Origin of the sequence: Nostoc sp. (assembly GCF_036919675.1) — a bacterium.
Lineage (GTDB): Bacteria > Cyanobacteriota > Cyanobacteriia > Cyanobacteriales > Nostocaceae > Nostoc.
The window spans coordinates 17,875-42,066 of sequence record NZ_JBALCP010000102.1; the positions used below are offsets into that span (position 1 = coordinate 17,875).

Below are 24,192 nucleotides of genomic sequence, written 5' to 3' on the forward strand. Positions count from 1 at the left end.
TTTACTAAATGAATAGACTTGTTAAATGAATCATACTTCTAAAGTTTTTCACTTGAGCAGATAAAATTAAAAATAATATTAATTTACAACTTTATTGATGCCTAGTCTTTATTTTGGAGGTTGGCAATAGATATCAGGATTAGATAAGATTTTAATTTTTTCCGTAAGATAATTTTATAACTTATCTAATCAAAATGATATCTTTACAGTATCTTATTTAAAGTCGGAAGATTTTTATAGATTCAGTGAAGTTATGATCTCAGTAGTATATGATCTAGCTGCTTTAATCACAAAGTATCAAGTTTAGTGGTAGATTTTATACTTGGTTGCCACAAAACAGTTGGGCAACTTCTCCTGAATTCATCATGAGTAAAGTAAACAAGCTACTGCATCACTGGCTGTTAAAGTCTGTTTCAGAGAAAGCTTTTGCTTGGCTGGAACAGAAGCAGGCACAAATTGCTAGCGGCGCTGCTGAGAGAGTGTTTTTTACAGCATTTAGTGCTGTGCCGCGTTATTTAGGTAAACAGGATTTGCAGCTAACATTCCAGGACTTGGAAGCAGCACAGGATGTGATTCCCGGTTGGTATCCTGGTCATTGGAGTGTAGATCAAGCAGGGCGCAAACTCTTGCTTCTAGCTTTACCCCACGATGATGCTCAGGGGTATGTGCGATCGCTTGATCAAGTCTTCTCCACTGCCGATATGGGGGAGTTAGTTGTCCTTTATCAAAGTTTGCCGCTTTTACCACATCCAGAGTTACATCGCAACCGCGCTGCTGAGGGAATTCGCAGCAATATGAGTAATGTATTCCAAGCGATAGCACTACGTAACCCTTATCCAGCGGATTATTTAGATAATGCTGCTTGGAATCAGATGGTGCTGAAGGCTGTGTTTGTCGGCAGTCCGTTGCATCTAATTTGGGGTTTGGATCGGCGTGCTAACCCAGAATTGGCGAGGATGTTGGCAGACTATGCCCATGAACGTTGGGCAGCTAAACGCTCAGTTACGCCAGAACTTTGGCGACCGGTAGGGCGGTTTGCGGATAGCGCAATCATCACAGATTTGGAAAAAGTACTGGCTAATGGGGATATAGACGAACAACAAGCAGCAGCGTTAGCTTGTGCCCAATCGCCTTTACCCCAAGCAGAAGCATTACTTTCCCGTTACCCAGATTTACAGTCATCCATTCAACAAGGTAATCTGACTTGGAGTAATTTTAGCCGCGATCGCCTCTTTGGTTACAAATAAAAGGAACTGGGGACTAGTACCGCAAGGCGGAAGTCAAAAGTCACTTGTACTGAGCGGCTTGTGCCGAGCGGAGCCGAGGTAAGCCGAAGTAAAAGTCAAAAGTCAAAAGTATTATGGAAGGGCTTTTTAGGGATTTTAAATGGTTGCTCTATTTACGCCGTGACGTACTAGGGAGATGAGGAAAATAACCTATGCCCAATGCCCAATGCCCAATGCCCAATGCCCAATCATTAAACCACACTATGATGTTCATCGATCCTCACATTCACATGTGTTCCCGTACTACTTACGATTACTTAGTAATGCGGGAATATGGCATTGTTGCCGTTATTGAACCAGCCTTTTGGTTAGGACAACCCCGAACCAACGCTGGCACATTTAAAGACTACTTCAGCAGTCTTGTGGGCTGGGAACGGTTTCGTGCTAGTCAGTTTGGTATCGAACACTATTGCACAATTGGCCTAAATCCGAAAGAAGCTAACAATGAGGCGCTAGCAGCAGAAGTTTTAGAACTGTTACCACTTTATGCTTGTAAAGAGGGAGTTGTTGCCATTGGTGAAATTGGCTATGACGACATGACAGAAGCAGAGGATAAATACTTTTGTCAACAGTTAGCATTAGCCAAAGAACTCGATATGTTGGTGCTAATTCATACCCCTCACCGCAATAAAAAGGCGGGTGCTAGTCGGAGTATGGATCGCTGCATTGAATATGGCTTAGATCCCTCACAAGTAGTTATTGATCACAACAATGAGGAAACTGTTGAGGAAGTATTAGGACGGGGTTTTTGGGCAGCTTTCACGATTTATCCACAGACGAAGATGGGTAACGCCAGGATGGTAGAAGTTGTCCGCAAGTATGGATGCGATCGGATCATTGTAGATAGTAGCGCTGATTGGGGTATTAGCGATCCCTTAGCAGTACCAAAAACTGCTCAGTTGATGTTAGACAGGGGCATTCCTGAAGAACATGTGCGAGCAGTTTGTTATGAAAATGCCCTAGCTGCTTACAGTCAAACTGGGCAGATGAAAGCATCAGCCTGGCTCAATCCCCAATCTGTTGATCAGCGTCAAATGTTCAGTGGTAATTCTGTATTACGGGGACAGGAACCAGGAATCAAATCAGTTTCAGATTATGTGTTGATTGAGTAGAAAATTGGGAGTGGGGAGTGGGAAAGAGGAATTGCATAAATATCTGATTCATCTATAATACGCGGTTTATTTTGATAAGTTACTCGGCAATGAGGCAGACGAATGAATGTTGCAAGCTTAAATTTTCAAGGCTGGAGGGGTTATCTAGAATTGATGCGTCCTGCTAATATTGTTACTGCTTGGGCAGATATTCTTGTTGGCTTTGCTGCTTCTGGCTCTGGGATGATTTTTACGAAATTAATCAATGGAGAAGTAGGTTTTTCCACATTAATTCCATTAGCTTGGTTGTTATTGTCCACAACTGGTTTATACGGTGGCGGTATAGTTTTTAATGATGTTTTTGATGCTGAATTAGATGCAAAAGAGCGACCAAATAGAGCAATTCCTAGTGGTCGCGTATCTCCTCAAAATGCTACTTTATTGGGGAGTATACTGTTTGCAATTGGAATTATAGCTGCTTTTCAAGTATCCTGGTTAAGTGCTGCGATCGCTATATCTATCACTCTTTCATGCCTCCTGTATGACGCACTCGCCAAACATCATCCTTTTTTTGGCCCACTTAATATGGGTTTGTGCCGTGGTAGTAACTTATTGTTAGGCGTAAGTGCTGTACCCGTAATAATAGGAGAACGTTGGTATTTAACGCTGATTCCTATTCTTTACATTGCTGCTATCACCGCAATTAGTCAGGGTGAAGTTCACGGAGGTAAGAAGATTACGGGAGTCCTAGCACTACTGCTAATTGCAATAGTTTTGACGGCAGTTTTAGCTTTAGGATTATTAGGAGAGTATACAGCGATCGCAGCCTTACCATTTGCTGTTCTATTAGCTATCCGAGTGTTACCTAATTTTATCAAAGCTGCGCGTCAACCAGTAGCCGAAAATATCCGAAATGCTGTGAAAATAGGCGTGTTATCTCTAATTGTCTTAGATGCAACCGTTGCATCTGGTTTTGCTGGTTTGTATTACGGTTTATTAGTTCTAATCTTGCTGCCAATTTCGATGAAATTAGCACAACTATTTGCCGTAACTTAAATTTGAATGTACACACCCAGTAATACCATGAATCGGCTGTATGAGTGCATAGATGTGCATTAGTGTCAACTTAAGGTGAAAGCCTCTCTAGAACAAGGTTTTAGAGATTGTCTCGTCGTCTCGTTCCCAGTCAGAGACTGGGAATGCCTAAGAGGCTCCGCCTCGAGACTAGCGGCAGAACCGCAATGAAAGAGCATTTCCAGCCAGAGGCTGAAAACGAGATTTTAAAGGGGTTGTAGCTTAAGTTGACACCAATGATAGATGTGCGCCCATACCCATGAATATGTAGCGGGTATTTTTTGAAATTGTCTAAATCCAAGAAAACAGATTCTTAGCATATATAGGGGATAAAGCTAGAAAATGAAAATTACAAAAGACAGCAACTTTCATTTAACTTATTGCAGCAATATTCATCCTGGTGAAAGTTGGCTAGAGGTTTTCGCCAATTTAGAAAAATATGTTCCCAATCTCAAGTCAAGTTTATCACCTACAGAACCTTTTGGGATTGGTTTAAGGTTAGCAGATGCAGCCGCCAAACAACTTTTAGAAAGTAATAATTTAGCTCAATTCCAAGATTGGCTGACTCAAGAAAATTTATATGTTTTCACCTTAAATGGATTTCCTTATGGCGGATTCCATCGACAGGTGGTAAAAGACCAAGTTTATGCACCAGATTGGTCTACACAAGAAAGGGTAAATTATACATTAAACTTAATACAAATTTTAGCTATTCTGTTACCAGAAGGACTGGATGGCGGAATTTCTACACTGCCATTATCCTATAAACCTTGGTGCAAAGAAGACCAAGCAACTTTTGAAACAGTTATGAAAAAGAGTTGTTTGAATATAGCATCAGTTGTCACAGAAATGATTCGCATCTGCGAAGAAACAGGAAAGATACTCCATATTGATTTAGAACCTGAGCCTGATGGATTAATTGAAAATACCTCAGAAGTAATTGATTTCTATCACAATTGGTTATTGCCAATTGGTGGGAATTACTTATCAGAAAAATTAAATATTGAGCAGAGTTTAGCAGAGACTAAATTGCTAGAACATGTTCGGGTTTGCTATGACACCTGCCATTTTTCAGTTGAATATGAGCAGCCTCAGTCTGTATTTGGACGTTTGCAATCGGCAGGAATTAAGATTGGCAAAATTCAAATCAGTGCCGCAATTAAAGTAAAAATACCTGCTGAGATTGAGAAACGTAGTTTGATAGTTGAGCGTTTACGTCCTTTTGCTGAATCTACTTATCTTCACCAGGTAATAGAACGTCGGAGTGACGGTACACTGGATCACTATCCTGACTTAATAACTGCATTACCACACGTAGAAAAATCTCTAGCTGAAGAATGGCGCACTCACTTCCATGTGCCAATTTTTATTCATGATTATCAAATTTTGCAGTCTACGCAAGATGACATTGCTACTGTTTTGCATCTACTTCAAACAAACAATGCTTGCCAACATTTAGAAATTGAGACTTATACCTGGGATATATTGCCATCAGAAATGAAGATAGATTTGCTGACTTCTATTCAGCGGGAATATGAGTGGGTATTAAAAGAATTTGCCGCCAATTAAGAGGAGATTAATTTTATGCAGAAAACGGTTGTTCTAAATGTCGTGGGATTAGCGCCCAGTTTACTAGGAGAAAATACGCCGTTTTTATCTTCTTGGGCGGCTAAAGGGCAGGTAGTTCCGATCGCAACAGTGTTACCTGCTGTGACTTGTTCAGTTCAGGCTACTTATTTAACAGGAAAATTGCCTGATGAGCATGGAATTGTCGCTAATGGTTGGTACTTCCGCGATGAATGTGAGGTTAAATTTTGGCGACAATCTAATAAACTAGTGCAGGCTCCTAAAGTTTGGGAAATAGCTAAATCAATAGATCCAAACTTCAGTTGTGCTAACCTTTTTTGGTGGTACAATATGTATTCTTCAGTAAATTATGCAATTACACCGCGCCCAATGTATCCCGCAGATGGCAGAAAATTACCTGATATTTATACCCATCCTAGTGATGTGCGATCGCAAATTCAATCTGATTTAGGTAACTTCCCTCTGTTCGATTTTTGGGGACCAAAAACTTCTATTAGTTCTAGTCAATGGATTGCCAATTCCGCAAAATGGATTGAGGAACGCTACAGCCCCACTTTATCATTAGTTTATCTGCCACATTTAGATTACTGTTTGCAACGATTTGGTAATAATGAAACACAAATCCAAGCTGATTTGCGAGAAATTGATGCTGTTTGTGGCAATTTAATTAAATATTATCAAGCACGAAATATTCAGGTAATTATTCTTTCTGAGTATGGCATCACGCCAGTCTCCAAAGCAGTGGATATCAACCGCGTATTAAGGGAAAACGGTTTAATCGCTGTGCGGGAGGAATTGGGGCGAGAACTGCTCGATTTTGGTGCTAGCATTGCCTTTGCTGTTGCCGATCACCAAATTGCTCATGTATATGTGAATGATCCAGCGTACATCCCAAAAGTGCGATCGCTTTTAGAAGCAACTGAAGGCGTGGCGCAGGTATTGGATGAAGAAGGTAAGCAAGCCTACCATCTTGCTCATCCTAGATCGGGAGAGTTGGTGGCGATCGCTCAACCTGACGCTTGGTTTACCTATTATTATTGGCTCGATGATGCCAAAGCGCCTGATTTTGCTAGAACTGTCGATATCCACCGCAAACCTGGTTACGATCCTGTAGAACTTTTCCTCGATCCGCAGATGAAATTGCCTCAAGTAAAAGTTGCTCTCAAGTTACTTAAGAAACAACTAGGTTTTCGCTACTTAATGGATGTGATTCCTCTCGATGCTTCCTTAGTACGTGGCTCTCATGGTCACATTACCACTTCTTTAGCCGAAGGGCCTCTATTTATCACCCATCAAACTCACCTAGTTGATGAAAATCAAATTGAGCCTACAGATGTTTGCTCGTTGATTCTCAAACATTTAAATCAGGAGTGCTGACGGTATCCCTGTTGCCAACAACCAAAACTCCCTCACCGCCGGCCCCCGTGGCCCTCTATTAATACAGGATTTCCACCTGATAGAAAAGCTGGCTCATTTCAATCGGGAACGTATCCCTGAGCGCGTTGTCCATGCCAAAGGTGCTGCGGCTCATGGTACTTTTACTGTTACCAATGACATCACCAGGTATACGAAAGCGAAACTTTTTTCTGAGATTGGCAAAAAAACCGAAGTCTTGCTGCGCTTTTCTACAGTTGGGGGAGAAAAGGGTTCAGCAGATGCCGAACGTGACCCTAGAGGCTTTGCCATCAAGTTTTATACTGAAGAGGGCAACTGGGATATTACAGGCAACAATACCCCTATTTTCTTCATCCGTGACCCTCTCAAATTTCCTGATTTCATCCATACCCAAAAGCGCAATCCTCAAACCAATTGCAAAGACCAGAATGCAAAGTGGGATTTTTGGTCACTCAGTCCAGAATCGCTCCACCAGGTGACAATCCTGTATTCAGACCGAGGAATTCCGAAAACCTTTCGACACATGGACGGTTTCGGTAGCCACACCTTCAGTTTGATTAATGCTCAGGGCGATCGCGTCTGGTGCAAATTTCATTTTAAGACTCTGCAAGGGCATCAAACCTTGACAGAGAAAGAATCGACCCAGATCAAAGGAGAAGATCCCGATCATGCAACTCATGATCTGTTTGAAGCGATCGCTAACAAAGATTATCCCAAATGGCGGATGTGTATTCAAGTGATGACCGAGGAGCAAGCGGAAAAACATCCTGATAATCCTTTTGACTTGACGAAAGTTTGGAAGCAAGGTGAATATCCCTTAATCGAAGTCGGGATATTAGAACTAAATCGTAACCCTGAGAATTATTTCGCCGAAGTTGAGCAAGCCGCTTTTAGCCCTAGTGCGGTAGTCCCAGGTGTTAGTTTCTCTCCAGACAAAATGCTTCAAGCTCGCATTATCTCTTACTCAGATGCTCAACGATATCGCTTGGGTGGTAACTATCAGCAACTACCCGTCAACCAGCCCAAATGTCCAGTGATGCATTACCAGCGAGATGGCTTTATGGCGTCAGGAAATAACGGTGGTAGCACTCCTAACTATGAACCGAATAGTGCTGAGGGTACGCCTAAAGAAAATCCAGCCTATGCAGAGCCATCTACCCATCTGGGTGATGTCACCGTTGATCGTTACAATCATCGTGAAGGAAACGACGATTACACCCAAGCAGGTAATCTCTATCGGTTACTGACTCCTGACCAGCAAGAGCGTCTTGCTGATAATATCGTCGGCAGTCTCAGTCAAGCAAGGCTGGACATCCAGATGCGTCAACTTTGCCACTTCTTCCGGGCGGATGTTTCCTATGGTCGTCGTGTAGCTGAGGGGTTAGGCATTTCAATTGATCCGTCAATGCTGGGTGCTACTGCTCAACCTGTAGCTATCTAGTACCACTAGGCAAAAGTTAATTAGAGGCAGGGGCTTGTACTGAAAATCGTTTTTCTCCTTTGCCCCCTTGCCTCTTTTTGTCAAGAATTTAGTACAACATTTCACTAATTCGTAGCGAATTAAATTTGGCAATACCTTGCATTGTTAATGCGTCTCAATGCAATGCCAATGCATTCCCTTGAAATGTTAATGCGTTCCCCTGCATTAAAAACGCTACGCTTTTACACAAAACTGTACTTAGTCAGCTTAAGCTGACTTGAGCTATGAGCCTCAGAATTCGTTCTGAGGCGGACTTGTAGTCTAGCCAATATTCCGCAATTATTTAAATACAGATGGATTTCCAATCTCGCGCCTGAACCATCACCCGCCATAGGTTAAAAACCTACGGCTAATAGCGAAAGTCATCTCAAAGATGACTAAATCAATAGTAACTACTAAAGAAAAGCTTTGTAGGGGCGCAAGGCCTTGCGCCCCTACAAATATACAAATAATTTTGGATAATTTATTTTTTGTTAGTCCCTAAAGTCATACAAGAGTTAATTCGCCGACCATTAACTAAAATAGTATATGCATCACATTCACCGCGATCGCAAGCTTTTTTAATGCCCATCAGACCTAGCTTTTCCCGAAGCGCATCCAGTAAAGTAACACGAGATTGTAGCTTCAGGCTGTAGGAGATATTATTAACGTTCAGTGATAAGTCTACTTCCTGTGAACCCAATATTTTCAATTTCTGGGTAAGTGAGTTTGAAGTTATTTTATTTGAGTCCTAAAATTATGACAAGTAAGATTTGACTCACACCTGACGATTAGAAATCGCGCCTTTTTATTATGGAAATAACCTAAGTAAAATCACCCAAATCTAGTCCTTAACCCGAACTGACGTTACATTATATTTTATCCATCCAGCGCCAAATTTGGTCAATAATTCCTCATCAAGTTTTCAACTAGAAATCCGCTTCTCAACTATTAACGTTATGCCTTTTAATTTTCCATCTTCTGTAAAAATTTGGCTAGTGCGACATCTATTATCGTTATTTACAAGATTAATCATTTCCGTTATCAATAATTGTCCCGTCGCTTTATTCCAGGTATTAAAAAGGATAATGCTATCTCCATGTTCACGAGCAATAGCGGTGATATTTTCCCATGAGGGAACATTTATTGCTTCTATTTCTATTTCATCATTACTAATTACCTTACCAACAAAACTGTGGGTGACAATTTTACCATCGGCATAATGGTAACTATTGGTTTGTAACCATTGATTGTCAACTATCTTTTGTGTAATTTCTGCTTCAAAACGTTCTGTTTCTTGAGCATTATTATCCATTCTTGTCAAGTAACCTGACCAAGTGCCAATATGTTTGGGGAAAATCTGAAAATCGCTCAATTGTTTTGGCATATTGCTAATACAAAAAAAAGTTTTTCTACCAGTTTTTACTTTATACATTAAAGAGCGGCACTCATGGAAAAATATTTTATATTTCTTCACTCACAGAGTTTCACAAAACTAGCACAGCCATATTCCGTATTCCACAAGCTAATCGGGCGTGTTGGCAAATTCTCATACACAAGTTTTAACAAAGTTTAGGGGTTTAAGTCCCCTGTCTCTTGTGGCAGCACGTTTTGTGTCGGGGTTAAATCCCCGTTACAAAATATAATTGCGAATTGCGAATTGCGAATTGCGAATTGGTTTAATTGTGCAGATTGAAGCTGGGATGGCAATTGTATTGTGGATTATGATTGTGGCTCAAAGCTTTACAGCCACCCCGTCACGTAGTAAAGCTATAATTGGGATGCAAGAGAAGCCGGATACACTTCGGAGTGATCGCAATGGCAGAATTAATGATTCATAGTAATGTTAGAGGTAGGCTCTAAATACATTTGGATCATATCCAAAAATTTTATATTTGAAAATCTCTATTCAAGATTTGATATAATTCCCTATTAAATATTGTTTTAGCCCATCTAATTAACCTAATAACATGGAAAATCTAATTCAGAAATTATCCAAACCGATAGTAGAAAAAGTTGCCATTGTCGGTGCTGGCCCAGGTGGTTTGGCTGCTGCTATAGCATTGAGAAGCCAAGGGATAGACGTTCAAGTTTATGAAAAAGCACAAGAATTTCGTCCGGCTGGAACTGGACTAGGACTGGCTCCTAACGGCTTGAATTTTTTAGATGCGATCGCGCCGGGAATAGTCGAAACCCTCAAAAGTTCAGGATGTGAGGTTCACCACACGGTTTTAAAGAATATTCAGGGAGAAACAATCCGAACTAATGCAACCAAATACTTGGAGCAATACGGACAGCCATTATTGACTATTTGGTGGTATCGTTTGCAGCAAGTTCTAGCCTCTAGATTGCCATCTGACATCATTCACCTCAATCATCGCTGTATCAGCTTTGATCAAGATGAAAAAGGTGTGGAAATTCATTTTGATGGCGAAAAACCTGTATATGCAGATTTGCTGATTGGGGCTGATGGCGTCAACTCTGTAATTAGAGAAACTTTATTTGGCGAGGGTAAGCCTAATTATATTGGTAGTATGTGTTGGCGTGCCGTCATCAAGTATCACCACGAGCTATTTAATGATTATGAACTAGTTTTTGTTAAAGGCAATAAACAGTTCATGTACATTCTCAATGTGGGCGGCGGCTATACCAGTTGGATTAGTCGGAAATTATCACCTGAGTACTCTCTTTCCAACAGTGCTGATCAAGTGAAATCTCGTATTCTCCATGAATTAGCCGACTGGGATCAATCCTTTCGGGCGGTGGTCCAAGCGACACCAGCCGAGCAAATTTGGGAGGGGCCGATTTGCGATCGCTCTCCGTTAACTCACTGGAGCCAAGGCAGAGTCACACTTTTAGGCGATGCTGCTCATCCAATGGCACCTGCGATGGCACAGGGAGCAAATACCACTTTTGAAGATGCATACGAACTGGGAGAATGTTTTTCCCAGTCAGCTAATCTTCAAGAAGCTCTCACTAACTACGAACAGCGTCGCCTTGAGCGGACAAAAATCATCCAAGCTCGTAGTGGCTGGGGTGAGATGCGCTACTACGACGACACATCAACATCTCCTGGACAGACAGAGCAACGTCAAATAACGCTCAATGAAGATTTTTCTAAATGGTTGTATAATTACAAGCCATCTATAAGAAGTTAAATTTTAGTATTATTAAGTTGGATTGCGGAAGGCATTGCTACTTTTTTTCAAAGTAGTAACAAAAACCTCGACAATTAGCTGAAAAAGTTATAGCAGGTGCTAATCTTATCGAGTAATTTGAGGATATCAAAAGTGACTGTTTTTAGTCAAGTCCTCAAACACAACAAATTCGTTACCTAGTTGAGAATTATTCGCATAAGCTTAATCTAACTTAATCAAAATATTAATTTTTATTAGATAATAAATTTATATTCTATATTTCACAGGGTATGCAGATAAATTATTATTGTGTATCCGATGTCCATCTTTTAAGAATACCCGTCCATAGTCCAATCCTGAAGAGATAAATTAGGAACTTTGCTAAAGTCTCTGTGATTACGCGTAACGAGAATTGCCTGGTTAGCGAGAGCGATCGCAGCAATTCTTAAGTCTTGTGTACCTACCTGGATTTTTTGCTGGCGCAAACTCTGGTAGGAATTGTATGCCGGGTCATCAAAATCCAACAAATTCATACTACAAAAGTAAATCTGAGTTATTCGCAAATTTCGATAAGCAACAGCTAGCAGTTCTGGTTTAGTAGCACATTTGCTGATAGAAGCTAGTCTGCCTTTCAATTGTTCTTCGAGTGTGACTGTTGTAATAAATATGTTGGAACTTCCGACAGTTTGAGCGCGTTGCAGAATTTTAGAATTACCATGTTGAGAAAGAGTAACATGATCGGTATCGAGGATATATAGGCTCAAGCTGACTGATTCTCCTCTAAAGAAGCTTCATAAGCAGCGACTTCTGCATTTAATTCACGTCGATTTGCAGCCATATTTTCTACAAAATCATCAAAAAGTGGGTCATCTTTGAAAATACTATCAAATTTAACCCAAGGATTGGACTCTTCAACCTGCTGTTCATGTTTCAACATTGGCAAACAACAAAGCCGTAATGTGACCCACCATAAGTAAGACATGATAGGGCTGTTGAACTCACTATCATTAATTAAACCATGAGCCATACGGTTTCTTAAATTTGAACCTGAACGCTCAATTAGCAAGCCTTGAATATCAAAAAGTGCATCTTCATTAAAAATTGAGTTTATTTCTGAATAATTGCGGGGGAAAAGAGTAGTATTCAAATCACGCTCATCTTCAATTCCCTTATCAATATCAATTTTTGAGGGTAACGCACCCTGCCTTCGGAGTAAATAACGGATAGAATTTTCAATTTGAGGAATGAGAATATGAGTGGATGTGAAGAAGTCTCCGATTAGTCCAGCGTAAAGCCCTTTTGCAAACTGATATTCTCTCCCTGGTGGTACAAAGGGGTTGTTTGAAACTATTGCAAATAAGTCTTTTAGTTGTACATTATGTTCCAGGTTTATTTGCTCCCTGGCTGGCTCAATATAAGCTAGGGTGTGAAGTTTTTGATAGTCAACTGCAATCCTGTACATCTCGAAACGAATTTCTTTCTCTGCTTCATCTGGATCACTAGATTGACGTGCTACAACCTTACCCATCTCATTCATAATTGTTATTGGCGTAAACCGGGACAACCAAGCTGTCTCCTGCACCTTTTGTCGAAGGTGTGAAACTTTAGATGGAATCCCCAAAAGAGCCAAGGTTAATATTGCATCTTGAAATTTTTTGCCCTTAACATAGGCTTTGGCTTGTTCCACCTCAGTGCTGATATTAAACTGAGAAGATATTGTTATTAACTCATTCAAGGATTGTTTTTGATACTGTGGCAGAAGCTTACGAACTTCCTCGGATCTAGCTTTTGCTGCTGCTTTTTCTTCCTCTGTACCTTGGCTTTTTAATTTTTCAAATGCTTCAAACGCCTTTTGTAAATCATCTGATGCCTTCAAATAAGGCTGAGGGTGTTTTGTCAATGAATCTTCAGCTTCCTTTATATAAGTTTCAGCAGCAAGCATTCGCGCTGCGTGTGTCTGTTCAGCATTTTTGTCAATGCGATGCCATTCTGCTTTAATTTCCCAGTAGTTTCTTGCCTTATCCCAATCTTGGGAAGATTCCGCTATAATTGCTGCTTTTTCAGCAAGAGCAGCATATTTAGTTGGATTACCAAGTTTGTATTCTTGTAAAAGCTCCATAAGCTTTACTGACAGCCACAGTGGATCTTCTCCGTTGTAGCGAGCAAGGACTGCCTCTATGTGTGCAAGAACTAATTCAGCTTGATAATTAATTTTGCGTGCTAGCCGAAGTGCCCGTTCAATCCTCTCGAAACACCAACTCCACTTTTCAGGATCTTCTAACTCTGTAGCAGATTGTAAGTAGGCTGTAACTGCTAACTGTGCCATTCGATAATTGCGCTTTTTGACCCAAAGAATGTCCGCAATTCGTGCTTGAAGTTCTGGCTCTGAGACTTCAGGAGCAATTTCAGTAAGAAAATTTAAATGTTCATCAGTAAGATTTTGGAAAACTTCAGCAAAAAACTCCTCTGTTGATTCTGGCTTGATTGCAGCACCAGTTACGAACGCCAGAGTCTCAAAGACGGCCTGTTCTCTGATATTACCTACCTCTTTTGCTTCCTGTGCTTTGTTCCAAAAGACTCTGTTGTAAGCAAGACACTCTTTTGTTTCGCTGCTATTAATTACTTCTAGCCAACGAGTGTTAATGAAATCTTCTTTAGTGAGAGGAGGGTTTATTAATGGCATAGTCTAGAATTACTTAGCTCTATATCTACTATGCCAAATCTGAAATAAATCAGGCTATTGTTAGTCTTTAGCTCAATAATTTAGGCAAAATCTATAAATTAGCATTCCCCGGCAGAACCAGGGAACGAGAGAATACTAACTCGCGGCTAAATTGCCCCAACCGACATAGGGTAATTTTGCCGCTGTTGCCCGAACTTGGTCAGCATTCGCCACCAACTGACCGCAAGCATCCCAAGTCCCAGAAATAAATGTGCTTCTAGTCCCTTCTTCGATCGCAACTGCGGCAGTGTAATCACCAATCTGCACTTGCAAAGTTTCCAGATTTACTGTCACGGCAGCTTGAGGATTGGCAGCCACTAACTCTTGCAGTTGTTTAACAGTAACAGCATCGCCTGTCAGACAAGGTATGCCCATTGCCACACAGTTACCGAAAAAGATTTCGGCGAAGCTTTCACCGATTAAAGCTTGGATTCCCCATTTGGCGATCGCTTGGGGTGCATGTTCCCGTGATGAACCACAACCAAAGTTGCGGTTGACTATTAAAATATTCGCGCCTTGGTACTGGGGTTGGTCAAAGGCATGTTCACCTTTAAGTGCTGTCCGGTCATCAATAAACGCACCTTCACCTAACCCATCAAAGGTAACGGCTTTCAAATAACGGGCGGGAATTATGCGATCGGTATCTATATCATTGCCCACTAAGGGTATACCGCGCCCTGAAACTGTTTTAACTTCACTCACCATATATTTTTATAAAAAACGAACCGCAAAGAACACAAAGGAAGGAAGGAAAGAAAGAAAGAGAAGTTTAAGAGACTTCTCAATGCCACGAAGTAGGGTTACAGTAACTCACGTACATCAGAGACTTCGCCTTTAATCGCAGCAGTGGCGACCATCGCCGGACTCATTAACAATGTCCGACCGGAGGATGAACCCTGTCTTCCTTTAAAGTTACGGTTAGAGGAGGAAGCACTGATTTGTCTTCCTTGTAGCTTATCGGGGTTCATGGCCAGGCACATGGAACATCCCGGTTCACGCCACTCAAATCCGGCTTCCTCAAAGATTTTGTCCAGTCCTTCAGCTTCCGCCTCCTCCTTCACCCTTTCAGAACCAGGGACAACGAAGGCTTTGATTCCCTCTGCAACGTGGCGACCTTTGGCGATTTTCGCAGCTTCCCGTAAATCACTAATTCTGCCGTTGGTGCAACTACCAATAAAGCAGACATCTATTTTGGTGCCCTTGATGGGTTGACCAGGATATAAATCCATGTAGCGGTAAGCTTCTTCGGCAATAAATCGGTCTTCTTCAAGCAGTTCTTCAGGTTGAGGCACTGACTGGTTGACACCGATACCTTGGCCGGGAGTAATCCCCCAGGTAACGGTAGGAGAAATTTCAGCAGCGTCGAATACGACTACATCATCGTACTGGGCATCAGCATCGCTCTTGATGGATTCCCACCAAGCCACTGCTTTATCCCAATCTGCATCTTTAGGTGCAAAATCTCTGCCTTTGAGGTAATCGTATGTGACTTGATCAGGATTGACATAGCCGCATCTAGCACCGCCTTCGATCGCCATATTGCAAACTGTCATCCTCTCTTCCATATTCATTTGTTCAAATGTCGTACCTGCAAATTCGTAACCATAGCCCACGCCACCTTTAACGCCAAGGGTGCGGATGATATGCAGGATGACATCTTTGGCGAAAACTCCTGGGTTGAGAGTGCCGTTAACTTCAATTTTGCGGACTTTCAGTTTAGAAAGGGCGAGAGTTTGGGAAGCGAGAACATCCCGGACTTGGCTAGTACCAATACCAAATGCGATCGCACCAAATGCCCCATGACTGGAAGTGTGACTATCTCCACAAGCGATCGTCATTCCTGGTTGGGTGATTCCTAGTTCTGGAGCGATCACATGAACTATACCCTGACTGCCAGAACCAATATTGTAAAAAGTTATGTTATTTTCTTGACAGTTATTTTCCAGCGCCTGGATCATTTCCTCTGCCAAGCTATCGGCAAAGGGACGTGCCTGGTTTTCTGTGGGCACAATATGATCGACTGTGGCAACGGTACGCTCTGCAAACAGTACTTTTAGGCCCCTCTCGCGTAACATCGCAAAAGCCTGGGGACTGGTGACTTCATGAATTAGGTGAAGCCCAATAAATAGTTGCGTCAGCCCTGAGGGAAGTGTACCAACGGTGTGTAAGTCCCAAACTTTATCAAACAGGGTACCTTTGCTCATACGTCAATCAATATTTAAAGAGTCCGGTCTTAAATAGTATCAAAAAAGAGTCTAGGTTTTTGCAGATCACTTAATATTACTTACATCTTTACACTCTTATTTCTCTGTGCGCTCTGTGCCTCTGTGGTTTCAATCTTCCTTAACTAACCGCAGAGGCGCTGAGAACACAGAGGAAGAGAGAAGAGAGGTAATATCACCTTTGAACCAATAAAAGCAAAAATTCTCCGAAATATTGAGATGCAAAGATGTAAATAACTTTATCCTCTTGAACAAGGATATCTAGGACAATACGAGATAATTGCACTACCAGGATTATGCCCATAGATTTACGGGAATTTTATCAGGCTAGCGATCCCAGCAGAACTCTGTTTGTCAACAATAGCTCTGATGGCAAGTATTACATCGATTTTTCCTCAGTCCGAGGTGGTGATATTCTTGGCAAGTTGAAGCAGAAAATTACTTTTTTTAAGCCCAATGAACCCACCTGCACTTTATTTACTGGGCATATTGGTTGTGGGAAATCGACAGAACTATTACGGTTACAGGCAGAACTGGAAAAGTTAGGTTTCCATGTGGTTTATTTTGAGTCCAGTGATGACCTGGAAATGACTGATGTTGATATTGCTGATGTGCTGTTAGCGATCGCTCGTCGGGTGAGTCAAAGTCTGGATAAAATTACACTGGAGTCACCCAATAAGTTTAATGAGTTGCTGCAAGGGGCTTGGAAGGTCTTAAACTCCGAGGTGACGGGGGTAAAAGTTAAGGTTCCCCATGTCGGCGATTTTGGTGTCACCTCTGAAAAAGAAAAGCTTTCTCTATCTGTGGGTATTGGTGAAATCACAACCAAGATGAAAAATGACCCAACGCTACGAGAAAAACTCAATCAGTATTTGGCACCGCAAAAAACTAAACTGCTGGAAGCGATTAATCAAGAATTGTTGGAACCTGCGATCGCTAAACTCAAACAGCAGGGTAAAAATGGTCTGGTGGTAATTGTCGATAATCTTGACCGCATAGATAATCGTGCCAAACCTTGGGGTCGTCCGCAGCAGGAATATTTATTTGTCGATCAGGGTGAGTTTTTGACGAAGCTTAATTGTCATCTCCTCTACACCATGCCCTTGGCTTTGAAGTTTTCCAATGATTACGGAATGCTGACTCAGCGTTTCCCAGAAGATCCCAAGGTGTTACCAATGGTACCTGTACAAAGGACTGATGGTAGTGTTCATGTAGAGGGAATGGCACTGATGCAGCAGATGGTATTAGCGAGAGCTTTTCCTGACTTGACACCAGAGGAGCGTTTAAATCAAGCTACCGAGATTTTTGATAGTGCTGCTAGCCTAGAGCGGTTATGTAAAATGAGCGGTGGTCATGTGCGGGACGTGCTGAGGCTGCTGAATACCTGGATTATGGAAGAAATGAGTCTTCCCCTAACCCGTGCAACCTTAGAGCAAGTTATTCGTTCTCGGCGGAATGAAATAATGTTGCCGATTTCTGATGATGAGTGGCAATTGTTACGTCATGTCAAGGAAAGGAAAAAAGTGAGTGATGACCACGGATATCAAAAACTGATCCGCAGTCGGTTTGTGTTTGAATATCGGGATGGTAGCGAGTCTTGGTTTGATGTTAATCCCATTTTGGCTGAAGCAAGGGAGTTGCAATGAGGAATCAGGGAATCGATGAATAATTAGATGATGAAACCAGAAACCAAAAATGTTTTGTTAAAAGCTTATGCACAACTGCACCAAATCACAGAAGAATTGTATTCAGCCTCGGATAAAGCCGTAGAAAACAACGATTTTGAAGACGCTAGTACCGCAAGGCGGAAATCAAAAGTCAAAAGTCAAAAGTCAAAATGAATACAGCGTAAGCGTTTCGTTGATTTGGAATGGGTTGTTTATTTCCGCCGCGCTGTACTAGTTTACTAGCTAGTAGAGCAGATAGACTTTATGAAGAGATAGAAAATTTAGAGATTGTAATTTCAGAACAGGAGAAAATATGAAAACAGTCCCAGAGTTAAAGACTCGTATTAAAGAACTCAGTAAACAAGCTGTTGAATTTAGTATAAAAGCATATGAAGTGTGTTTAAGTGACCGTCAGCAAGCTAAGTATTTTAGACAACAAGCAAGAGAAGCTAGCAAACGCGCTCAAGTATTGATACAGGAGTTAAAACGCCAGGAAGTTTAACTTGTAGTCTTTAATTCTTCCTTTGCCTCCTAAACTCTAGATTTACGTCAGCTTATGACTTAGGTGATTTCTGATGAAAAAAATACCTATGTTGACGAGTTTCGACTTCTCTGCGAGACGCTACGCGAACGCTCAACTCTCGATTACTCAGTTGGTTGAGCGAAGTCGAAACCAACGGCTATGGTAATTTTATTACTAGAATTCACCTTATGACAGACTCGCAACCATCAGAAGATGACCATGTAAATAACGATCGCTCTCTGGCACAATTAGCTTGGGCGATTGAGTCCTCTGTGGGACAGTTTAAGCTGATTTTGGCCCGGTGTAATTATGCTAGTTTGCGCGATCGCTTAATCTCCAGATTGCGAGAAATTTGTCAAGTCGAAATTCGTGTTTTGGCGGTGCAGCAATCTCGCAAAACTCTTTATACTGCGATTCAGGAAGAATTCGGGGAAGAAATACCAGGCTGTGTGATGGTTGTGGGTTTGGAATCAGTGCAGAATTTGTCTGTGATGTTAACTTCTGCTAATCAGGTGCGGGAAGAGTTTCGCAAGAATTTTGCTTTTCCCTTAGTGTTGTGGATTGACGATGAAATCTATAAGCAACTAATCCAGTTTTCACCAGATTTGGAAAGCTGGGCAACTACAAGAAATTTTGCCATATCAACACAGGAATTAGTAGATTTTATTATCGAAACGGCTAATCAATGGTTTAGTAATAACTTAAGCTTTGGCGTAGATGTATATATTAAACTGGAAAACGAGTTAGAAGCGGCGCAAAGATATTTACTCAACAAGCCAGATGTTTATAATTTAGAAATTCAAGCTAATTTAGAATCTTTATTAGGTTTTATCAAACAGATAAATAATCAAAAAGATTCTGCTTTAGAGCATTATCAGAAAGCTTTAAAGCTTTGGAAGCAAGGTAATAATTTAGAGCGGCAGGCAATAATCCTCGGTGAGATTGGCTTTTGTTATTATCTCAAAGCTTTTAAACATCAAGATATCAATCATGTAGATTGGTATACAACTTGGCATTATATTCAAGAATATATAAATTTTATTAAACAGTTTTCCAGTCCAGATTTAATTGCTAATTCAGTAGTTAAATTCGGTGATATCTTGCGAGACTTGCAAAAGTGGGAAATTTTGCAGAGTCTTGCAGAACAAGCTTTAGTAGTACATCAAACGAATAACCAGCTAAGGGAATTAGCCAAAGATTACGGTTTTTTAGCTGAGGTGGCTTTAGCTAAAAAAAACTGGGTTGAAGCAAATCAGCATGTTCAGCAAGCCTTAAAAGTTTTTGCTGCAATTCCCAATCTGGAATCAGAGGGTATATCAGGGGTTGTATCTGAGATTTCCGAAAGAGATGTTAAATCAAAAGATTTGAGCTTATATGAGTTTATTTTAAGTCGTTCTCAATACCATTTAGGTGAAATTAAACAGGCAACTTTCAGCTTAGAAACTGCTAGGCATGTGGGTAATTCCCTAGAAGATTTCAGGCTTTACTTGGATATTCTCAGTTTTTTGCAGCAGCTTTACTTTGAACAAAAAGAATATCTTAAAGCATACAAAATAAAACAGCAGCAGCGTTCCATTGAACAGCAATTTGGCTTACGGGCGTTTATTGGTGCAGGGAGGTTAGAAGCAACAAAACAGGCATTTGTAGAAACATTGCGCTCAAACTCTCCCCAAGCAAATATTGCCCCAGAAATTGCTGCATCTGGTCGCCTATTGGATGTAGAACGTTTGATTGAACGCATGGGTCGCCATGATTATAAGCTGATAGTAATTCATGGGCAATCGGGTGTCGGCAAAAGTTCCCTGGTGAATGCGGGACTGATACCAGCTTTAAAGAATAAAGCGATCGGTACTAAAGATAATTTGCCGGTGGTAATGCGCGTTTACACCAACTGGGTGGAAGAGTTGGGGAAGCTTTTGGGAAATGGGAGAGATGAGGGAGAGTTAGAACTTCAAGTTTCGACCTCAGAAGCTCAACATTCGACCTTTGAACTCGGAACTTCGACCTCAGAAGCTCAACGTTCGACCTCTGAACTCGGAACTTCGACCTCAGAAGCTCAACGTTCGACCTCTGAACTCGGAACTTCGACCTCAGAAGCTCAACGTTCGACCTTTGAACTCGGAACTTCGACCTCAGAAGCTCAACGTTTGACCTCTGAACTCGAAATTTCGACCTCAGAGGCTCAACGTTTGACCTCTGAACTCGAAACTCCGCAATATTTAATATCCAGACTTAAAGAAAACGAACAGCACAACCTCCGCACAGTGCTAATTTTTGATCAATTTGAGGAATTTTTCTTTGTTTACACCGAACCTGCACAAAGGAAGCAATTCTTTGAGTTTCTGGGAGAGTGTCTGAATGTTCTATCGGTGAAAGTTATCTTATCGTTGCGGGTAGATTACATCCATTACTTGCTGGAGTGCAATGATTTGTCCAGCCTGAAGATTATTGGCAATGACATTCTCAGTAATAATGTGCTTTACAAGTTGGGGAATTTCTCACCTGCTGATGCGAAGTCAATTATTCAGCGTTTAACTGAAAATACTAGTTTTCGCTTAGAGCCTGCTTTAGTTGAAGAACTGGTGCAAGATTTAGCCGGAGAATTGGGCGAAGTTCGTCCCATTGAGTTGCAGGTTGTGGGGGCGCAACTGCAAACAGAGAATATTACAACTCTGGCAGAATATCGGCAGCGTGGCACTAAGGACGAATTGGTTAAGCGTTACTTGGATGAAGTTGTTAATGATTGTGGTGTTGAGAATCAGCAAGCAGCAGAAATATTACTGTATTTGCTGACGGATGAAAAAGGAACTCGCCCTCTGAAGACTCGCGCTGAGATGGAACGCGATTTACAGGAGTACTTTTCAGTTAGTAGTTTTCAGCTTTCAGAGATCCCCCCAACCCCCCTTAAAAAGGGGGGCTATATTCTTTCTACCCCCTTAAAAAGGGGGTCGCCGCAGGCGGGGGGATCAGAAACTAGGGGGGATAAAGCTTTTGACATCAGCTAATTAGATTTGATTTTAGAGATTTTTGTCCAATCCGGCTTGGTGGTTTTGCTACCAGAAAACCCGGCTGACCGTTATCAACTGGTACATGACTACATCGCCGCCTTTATCCGCCAGCAACAGGAACCGAAGTTAAAGCAGGTGATGGCGGAACTAGAAAAAGAACGAGAAGAAAGAAAACTGAGTGACGCGAAACTAAATAACTTTCTCAAACGCGCCCTTTTTGGTTCCGTGACCGCAGGATTAGTATTAGCTGGGCTAGCATTTACAGCCTGGGATGCTGCACAAAGGGCAGATGAGCAAAGAAAACAAGCTGCAATTAGTGAAATTAACGCCCTTACTAATTCTTCAGAGACGTTTTTTGTCTCTGGGCAAAACTCCGATGCCTTAATAGAAGCCTTAAAAGCTGGGGGAAAACTCAAACTGACGCCTTGGGCAAATACAGATACCAAAATGCGGACTATGGCAACGTTAAGGCAAGCAGTTTATTTGCAGCCACAAGAGCATAAAGAGAATAAAGCTTTTGAAGTTAACACTTTAGAAGGGCATAGCAGTTCGGTCTATAGCGTCGGATTCAGCCCCGATGGCAAGACACTGGCTTCTGGCAGTGATGACAAGACTGTGATTTTATGGGACTTGGATATCGATAATTTATTACACAGTAGTTGCAACTTGCTGAATAATTACTTCATTGCCCATCCAGAAGTGTTAGAAGAGTTGCAATCATGCCAAACTTTATCACAGAAGGCGCTGGGGGCGACAGTGTTAGTCATCCAAGGTGAGAAGTTAGCGCGAAATGATGATATTAATGGTGCTGTTGAAAAGTTCCGCCAAGCACAGCAGTGGGATAATAAATTAAATTTTGATTTCCAGGCCAGAGCAAAAGAGTTTGTCAACAAAGGCAAGGCTGAACGCTCAGTTGATGAAGGAAACAGCCGCTTAGAAGAGAAAAAGTTTAAGGAAGCGTTAGCAGATTATACCGAAGCTCTAAAGTTTGATCCAAAAGTCGAAATTTCTGTTGATTCTTGGAATACACTATGTCGCCAAGCTAGTCTGCAAGAAGGTAATGGTATGGAACTAATGATTTTCCGCTTGCCAGTTTTTATAGAGCCAGCGTTGCAGTCTCTAACATCGCTATCTATTTACTACTATCTACAAAAACAAGCCGCTGATGTGTTATCAGCCTGTGAACAAGCTGTTGCATTTGCACCTGAAGATAGCAACATTCGTAATAGTCGTGGCTTGGCTAGAGCGCTGACAGGCAACTATCAAGGGGCAATTGAGGACTTTGAAGCATACATTGCCCAGACTGACGATAAAGATAGTAAAGCACAACGGCAGCGCTGGGTGAAAGATTTACGGGCGGGGAAGAATCCGTTCACAGATGCAGAGCTTGAAAAGTTACGAAATTTAGTTAAAAGAGGCGGTTAGAAACCGCGTCTACACGAGGCTTTACCCACCTCCGTGGGTTAAAAAACCTTAATTTTCTCTTAGTCTGCGGAGGCGGACGAGAGTTTGTGTAGCCGCGAATTCCATTGCCCTGGCTTTGTAGCTGCGATGCTCCCATTCAATAAGGCTAAGATTGAGTTGCATCAATATATATATATAGACGAAATAGATAATCACAAGGTGGAAGGATGGCATACAGCGATTTTAGTCTAGCTAAAGTGAAAAAGAGTTTTGACTTAACCCTCGATGAAACTCGTAATTTATTTGCTGATACCAAACCTGTTACACCATCAGAAACTCTCAGAACGATTTTAATAGATTACATTCCTTTAGCAACTGCAATTTCAACCGAAAAAGCCAGATCAGAGTTTTTAATTGCACCAATCCTGGCGGAGGTCAGACGATTATTAAATAATAAAATCTCACTGTTTTCGGGGAATGAATTTAATGTTGATACTACTCAAGGCTTGCAAGGTTTTTGCGATTACATCATCAGTAATTCCCAAGAGCAATTATTTGTTTCTGCTCCGGTAATGTTTATTTTTGAAGCAAAAAAAGAAGATATTATCGGCGGTCTTGGTCAATGTGTAGCGGCGATGATTGCGGCGCAGTTGTTCAATCAAAATCAAGGCAATGAAGTTGGGCGGATTTATGGAGCGGTTACTAGTGGAACTAACTGGAAGTTTTTATTTTTAGAAGAAACGACTGTTTATATAGATTCGACTGAATACTATATTAAAGAAGTTGATAAAATTTTGGGTATTTTATTGCAACCTTTTCAGCCTGTTTTAACTGCTGTTTGAATAAATGGGATAAGATTTAATTATTTCAATATATAAGAGAGATTAAAGATGCTAAGTGCAGTTGAGTTTCAAGCAAAGATTCAAAATAGTTTAATTCAGATTCCCGATGAGTACAAACAAGAACTGGGAGCATCCCACTTTTTTGCATGTCATTGCGAGCGAAACGAAGTGAAGCAAAGCAATCGCAAAATCTCCAACTAAGCGCGAGTCCATGCGATTGCTTGTCTGCGACACGCTGCGCGAACGTCGTTCCTCCTCTCTACGAGACGCTACACAAACGCAATGACAGTTATTCTTTCATTGCAAAATAAAAAGTGGGATGCACCCCAAGAACTCGGTGAAAGAGATGATATTAAAGTAATCGTTTTGGTGAAGAAAAAATCATCTAAAAAAAGAGACATAGTTGATGAATTAACAGAGAATCCTGTTCAAGTGAATGGTGTATTCAGCCGTGAGGAAATTTATAATCTTTAATTCTTCAATTCTTCAATCCAAAATTGGCACGGTCAATTAAAGATTGTGAATCCATTTAAAAAAGGCTAGAAACCGCATTTAAGCTGTTTCTAGCCTTAATTTACTTAATGGGCAGTACCAGACTCGAACTGATGACGTCCTGCTTGTAAGGCAGGCGCTCTACCAACTGAGCTAACCGCCCTTTTTACTGATCCTTAACTAATATAGCAAAATATTTCGCGTGGCGCTAGTAGTTTTGGGAAAATCTTTTTTTCTCTTATACTGACTCAGTATTCAGTTACTCAGCACGGGCTAAACGCCC

The 24,192-nt window shown here is 41.3% G+C and carries 20 protein-coding genes, 1 tRNA gene and 1 pseudogene; 15 read left to right on the forward strand and 7 right to left on the reverse strand.

Annotated features, from left to right (window positions below):
* The first annotated feature begins 365 nt into the window (after positions 1-365).
* The 6 genes from V7K49_RS22390 to V7K49_RS22415 all read left to right on the forward strand — a co-directional run bounded on the left by V7K49_RS22390 (position 366) and on the right by V7K49_RS22415 (position 7,874).
* Entirely contained in the window at positions 366-1,247 is an 882-nt protein-coding gene (locus tag V7K49_RS22390) for an EboA family metabolite traffic protein (protein ID WP_335207531.1), read from the forward strand.
* A 191-nt stretch (positions 1,248-1,438) separates the two neighbouring features.
* Entirely contained in the window at positions 1,439-2,398 is a 960-nt protein-coding gene (locus tag V7K49_RS22395; protein WP_335207532.1) for a TatD family hydrolase, read from the forward strand.
* A 102-nt stretch (positions 2,399-2,500) separates the two neighbouring features.
* Entirely contained in the window at positions 2,501-3,433 is a 933-nt protein-coding gene (eboC, locus tag V7K49_RS22400; RefSeq protein ID WP_335207533.1) for a UbiA-like protein EboC, read from the forward strand.
* A gap of 360 nt (positions 3,434-3,793) precedes the next feature.
* Positions 3,794-5,020, forward strand: a complete 1,227-nt coding sequence (gene eboE / locus V7K49_RS22405; RefSeq protein ID WP_335207535.1) for a metabolite traffic protein EboE — start codon at positions 3,794-3,796, stop codon at positions 5,018-5,020.
* A gap of 15 nt (positions 5,021-5,035) precedes the next feature.
* Positions 5,036-6,415: an alkaline phosphatase family protein gene (locus V7K49_RS22410; RefSeq protein WP_335207537.1), complete on the forward strand. Its 1,380-nt coding sequence runs from the start codon at positions 5,036-5,038 to the stop codon at positions 6,413-6,415.
* A complete protein-coding gene (locus V7K49_RS22415; protein WP_335207735.1) occupies positions 6,402-7,874 on the forward strand; it encodes a catalase in 1,473 nt (490 codons plus the stop codon). Before V7K49_RS22410 ends, V7K49_RS22415 begins: the two co-directional genes overlap by 14 nt.
* Before the next feature lie 502 nt (positions 7,875-8,376).
* Here V7K49_RS22415 and V7K49_RS22420 read toward each other — a convergent pair.
* Positions 8,377-8,595 (reverse strand): hypothetical protein, encoded by a 219-nt coding sequence (locus V7K49_RS22420; RefSeq protein ID WP_335207539.1) that lies wholly within the window; start codon positions 8,593-8,595, stop codon positions 8,377-8,379.
* A 222-nt stretch (positions 8,596-8,817) separates the two neighbouring features.
* Complete coding sequence (locus V7K49_RS22425; RefSeq protein WP_335207541.1) at positions 8,818-9,279, reverse strand: DUF3598 family protein; 462 nt, start codon at positions 9,277-9,279, stop codon at positions 8,818-8,820.
* A gap of 259 nt (positions 9,280-9,538) precedes the next feature.
* Between V7K49_RS22425 and V7K49_RS22430 the strand changes: the two genes are divergently transcribed.
* Entirely contained in the window at positions 9,539-9,733 is a 195-nt protein-coding gene (locus V7K49_RS22430) for a hypothetical protein (RefSeq protein ID WP_335207542.1), read from the forward strand.
* 129 nt (positions 9,734-9,862) lie between these two features.
* Entirely contained in the window at positions 9,863-11,050 is a 1,188-nt protein-coding gene (locus V7K49_RS22435; protein WP_335207543.1) for an FAD-dependent monooxygenase, read from the forward strand.
* A gap of 308 nt (positions 11,051-11,358) precedes the next feature.
* Here the strand turns inward: V7K49_RS22435 and V7K49_RS22440 are convergent, their stop codons facing one another.
* The 4 genes from V7K49_RS22440 to leuC form a co-directional block, all read right to left on the reverse strand.
* Positions 11,359-11,793, reverse strand: coding sequence for a type II toxin-antitoxin system VapC family toxin (locus tag V7K49_RS22440; protein WP_334865415.1), 435 nt, complete (start codon positions 11,791-11,793; stop codon positions 11,359-11,361).
* The gene (locus V7K49_RS22445; protein ID WP_335207544.1) at positions 11,790-13,712 is read right to left on the reverse strand and encodes a DUF4209 domain-containing protein; all 1,923 of its coding nucleotides are present in this window, start codon (positions 13,710-13,712) and stop codon (positions 11,790-11,792) included. Before V7K49_RS22445 ends, V7K49_RS22440 begins: the two co-directional genes overlap by 4 nt.
* A gap of 135 nt (positions 13,713-13,847) precedes the next feature.
* Positions 13,848-14,456, reverse strand: coding sequence for a 3-isopropylmalate dehydratase small subunit (leuD, locus tag V7K49_RS22450; protein WP_335207545.1), 609 nt, complete (start codon positions 14,454-14,456; stop codon positions 13,848-13,850).
* Between the two features lie 95 nt (positions 14,457-14,551).
* Positions 14,552-15,955 carry a 3-isopropylmalate dehydratase large subunit gene (gene leuC / locus V7K49_RS22455; protein WP_335207546.1) on the reverse strand — a complete coding sequence of 468 codons (1,404 nt, stop codon included), beginning with the start codon at positions 15,953-15,955 and terminating at the stop codon, positions 14,552-14,554.
* Positions 15,956-16,269: 314 nt separating this feature from the next.
* Between leuC and V7K49_RS22460 the strand changes: the two genes are divergently transcribed.
* The 7 genes and pseudogenes from V7K49_RS22460 (at position 16,270) to V7K49_RS22490 (ending at position 23,891) form a co-directional block, all read left to right on the forward strand.
* Positions 16,270-17,619, forward strand: coding sequence for an ATP-binding protein (locus V7K49_RS22460; RefSeq protein WP_335207547.1), 1,350 nt, complete (start codon positions 16,270-16,272; stop codon positions 17,617-17,619).
* Positions 17,620-17,646: 27 nt separating this feature from the next.
* Positions 17,647-17,814 (forward strand): hypothetical protein, encoded by a 168-nt coding sequence (locus V7K49_RS22465; RefSeq protein ID WP_335207548.1) that lies wholly within the window; start codon positions 17,647-17,649, stop codon positions 17,812-17,814.
* Positions 17,815-17,953: 139 nt separating this feature from the next.
* Positions 17,954-18,142: a hypothetical protein gene (locus V7K49_RS22470; protein WP_335207550.1), complete on the forward strand. Its 189-nt coding sequence runs from the start codon at positions 17,954-17,956 to the stop codon at positions 18,140-18,142.
* 209 nt (positions 18,143-18,351) lie between these two features.
* Positions 18,352-21,804, forward strand: a pseudogene (locus tag V7K49_RS22475) (nSTAND1 domain-containing NTPase); the annotation flags it as partial.
* Between the two features lie 123 nt (positions 21,805-21,927).
* Positions 21,928-22,596 (forward strand): tetratricopeptide repeat protein, encoded by a 669-nt coding sequence (locus V7K49_RS34765; RefSeq protein ID WP_442948687.1) that lies wholly within the window; start codon positions 21,928-21,930, stop codon positions 22,594-22,596.
* Between the two features lie 206 nt (positions 22,597-22,802).
* On the forward strand, positions 22,803-23,417 hold the full coding sequence (locus V7K49_RS22485) for a hypothetical protein (protein ID WP_335207556.1): 615 nt from the start codon (positions 22,803-22,805) through the stop codon (positions 23,415-23,417).
* 282 nt (positions 23,418-23,699) lie between these two features.
* The gene (locus V7K49_RS22490) at positions 23,700-23,891 is read left to right on the forward strand and encodes a hypothetical protein (protein ID WP_335207559.1); all 192 of its coding nucleotides are present in this window, start codon (positions 23,700-23,702) and stop codon (positions 23,889-23,891) included.
* A 108-nt stretch (positions 23,892-23,999) separates the two neighbouring features.
* On the opposite strand, the gene V7K49_RS22495 is transcribed toward V7K49_RS22490, so the two are convergent.
* Positions 24,000-24,072: transfer RNA gene (locus V7K49_RS22495), tRNA-Val, on the reverse strand.
* Between the last annotated feature and the right edge of the window lie 120 nt (positions 24,073-24,192).

Bases quoted from the DNA above. Each gene is read 5' to 3' on its own strand.
- V7K49_RS22390 (WP_335207531.1), top strand. From the start codon at position 366: ATGAGTAAAGTAAACAAGCTACTGCATCACTGGCTGTTAAAGTCTGTT.
- V7K49_RS22395 (WP_335207532.1), top strand. From the start codon at position 1,439: ATGCCCAATGCCCAATGCCCAATGCCCAATGCCCAATCATTAAACCAC.
- eboC (WP_335207533.1), top strand. From the start codon at position 2,501: ATGAATGTTGCAAGCTTAAATTTTCAAGGCTGGAGGGGTTATCTAGAA.
- eboE (WP_335207535.1), top strand. From the start codon at position 3,794: ATGAAAATTACAAAAGACAGCAACTTTCATTTAACTTATTGCAGCAAT.
- V7K49_RS22410 (WP_335207537.1), top strand. From the start codon at position 5,036: ATGCAGAAAACGGTTGTTCTAAATGTCGTGGGATTAGCGCCCAGTTTA.
- V7K49_RS22425 (WP_335207541.1), bottom strand. From the start codon at position 9,279: ATGCCAAAACAATTGAGCGATTTTCAGATTTTCCCCAAACATATTGGC.
- V7K49_RS22435 (WP_335207543.1), top strand. From the start codon at position 9,863: ATGGAAAATCTAATTCAGAAATTATCCAAACCGATAGTAGAAAAAGTT.
- V7K49_RS22445 (WP_335207544.1), bottom strand. From the start codon at position 13,712: ATGCCATTAATAAACCCTCCTCTCACTAAAGAAGATTTCATTAACACT.
- leuD (WP_335207545.1), bottom strand. From the start codon at position 14,456: ATGGTGAGTGAAGTTAAAACAGTTTCAGGGCGCGGTATACCCTTAGTG.
- leuC (WP_335207546.1), bottom strand. From the start codon at position 15,955: ATGAGCAAAGGTACCCTGTTTGATAAAGTTTGGGACTTACACACCGTT.
- V7K49_RS22460 (WP_335207547.1), top strand. From the start codon at position 16,270: ATGCCCATAGATTTACGGGAATTTTATCAGGCTAGCGATCCCAGCAGA.
- V7K49_RS22465 (WP_335207548.1), top strand. From the start codon at position 17,647: ATGATGAAACCAGAAACCAAAAATGTTTTGTTAAAAGCTTATGCACAA.
- V7K49_RS22470 (WP_335207550.1), top strand. From the start codon at position 17,954: ATGAAAACAGTCCCAGAGTTAAAGACTCGTATTAAAGAACTCAGTAAA.
- V7K49_RS22485 (WP_335207556.1), top strand. From the start codon at position 22,803: ATGGCATACAGCGATTTTAGTCTAGCTAAAGTGAAAAAGAGTTTTGAC.
- V7K49_RS22490 (WP_335207559.1), top strand. From the start codon at position 23,700: ATGACAGTTATTCTTTCATTGCAAAATAAAAAGTGGGATGCACCCCAA.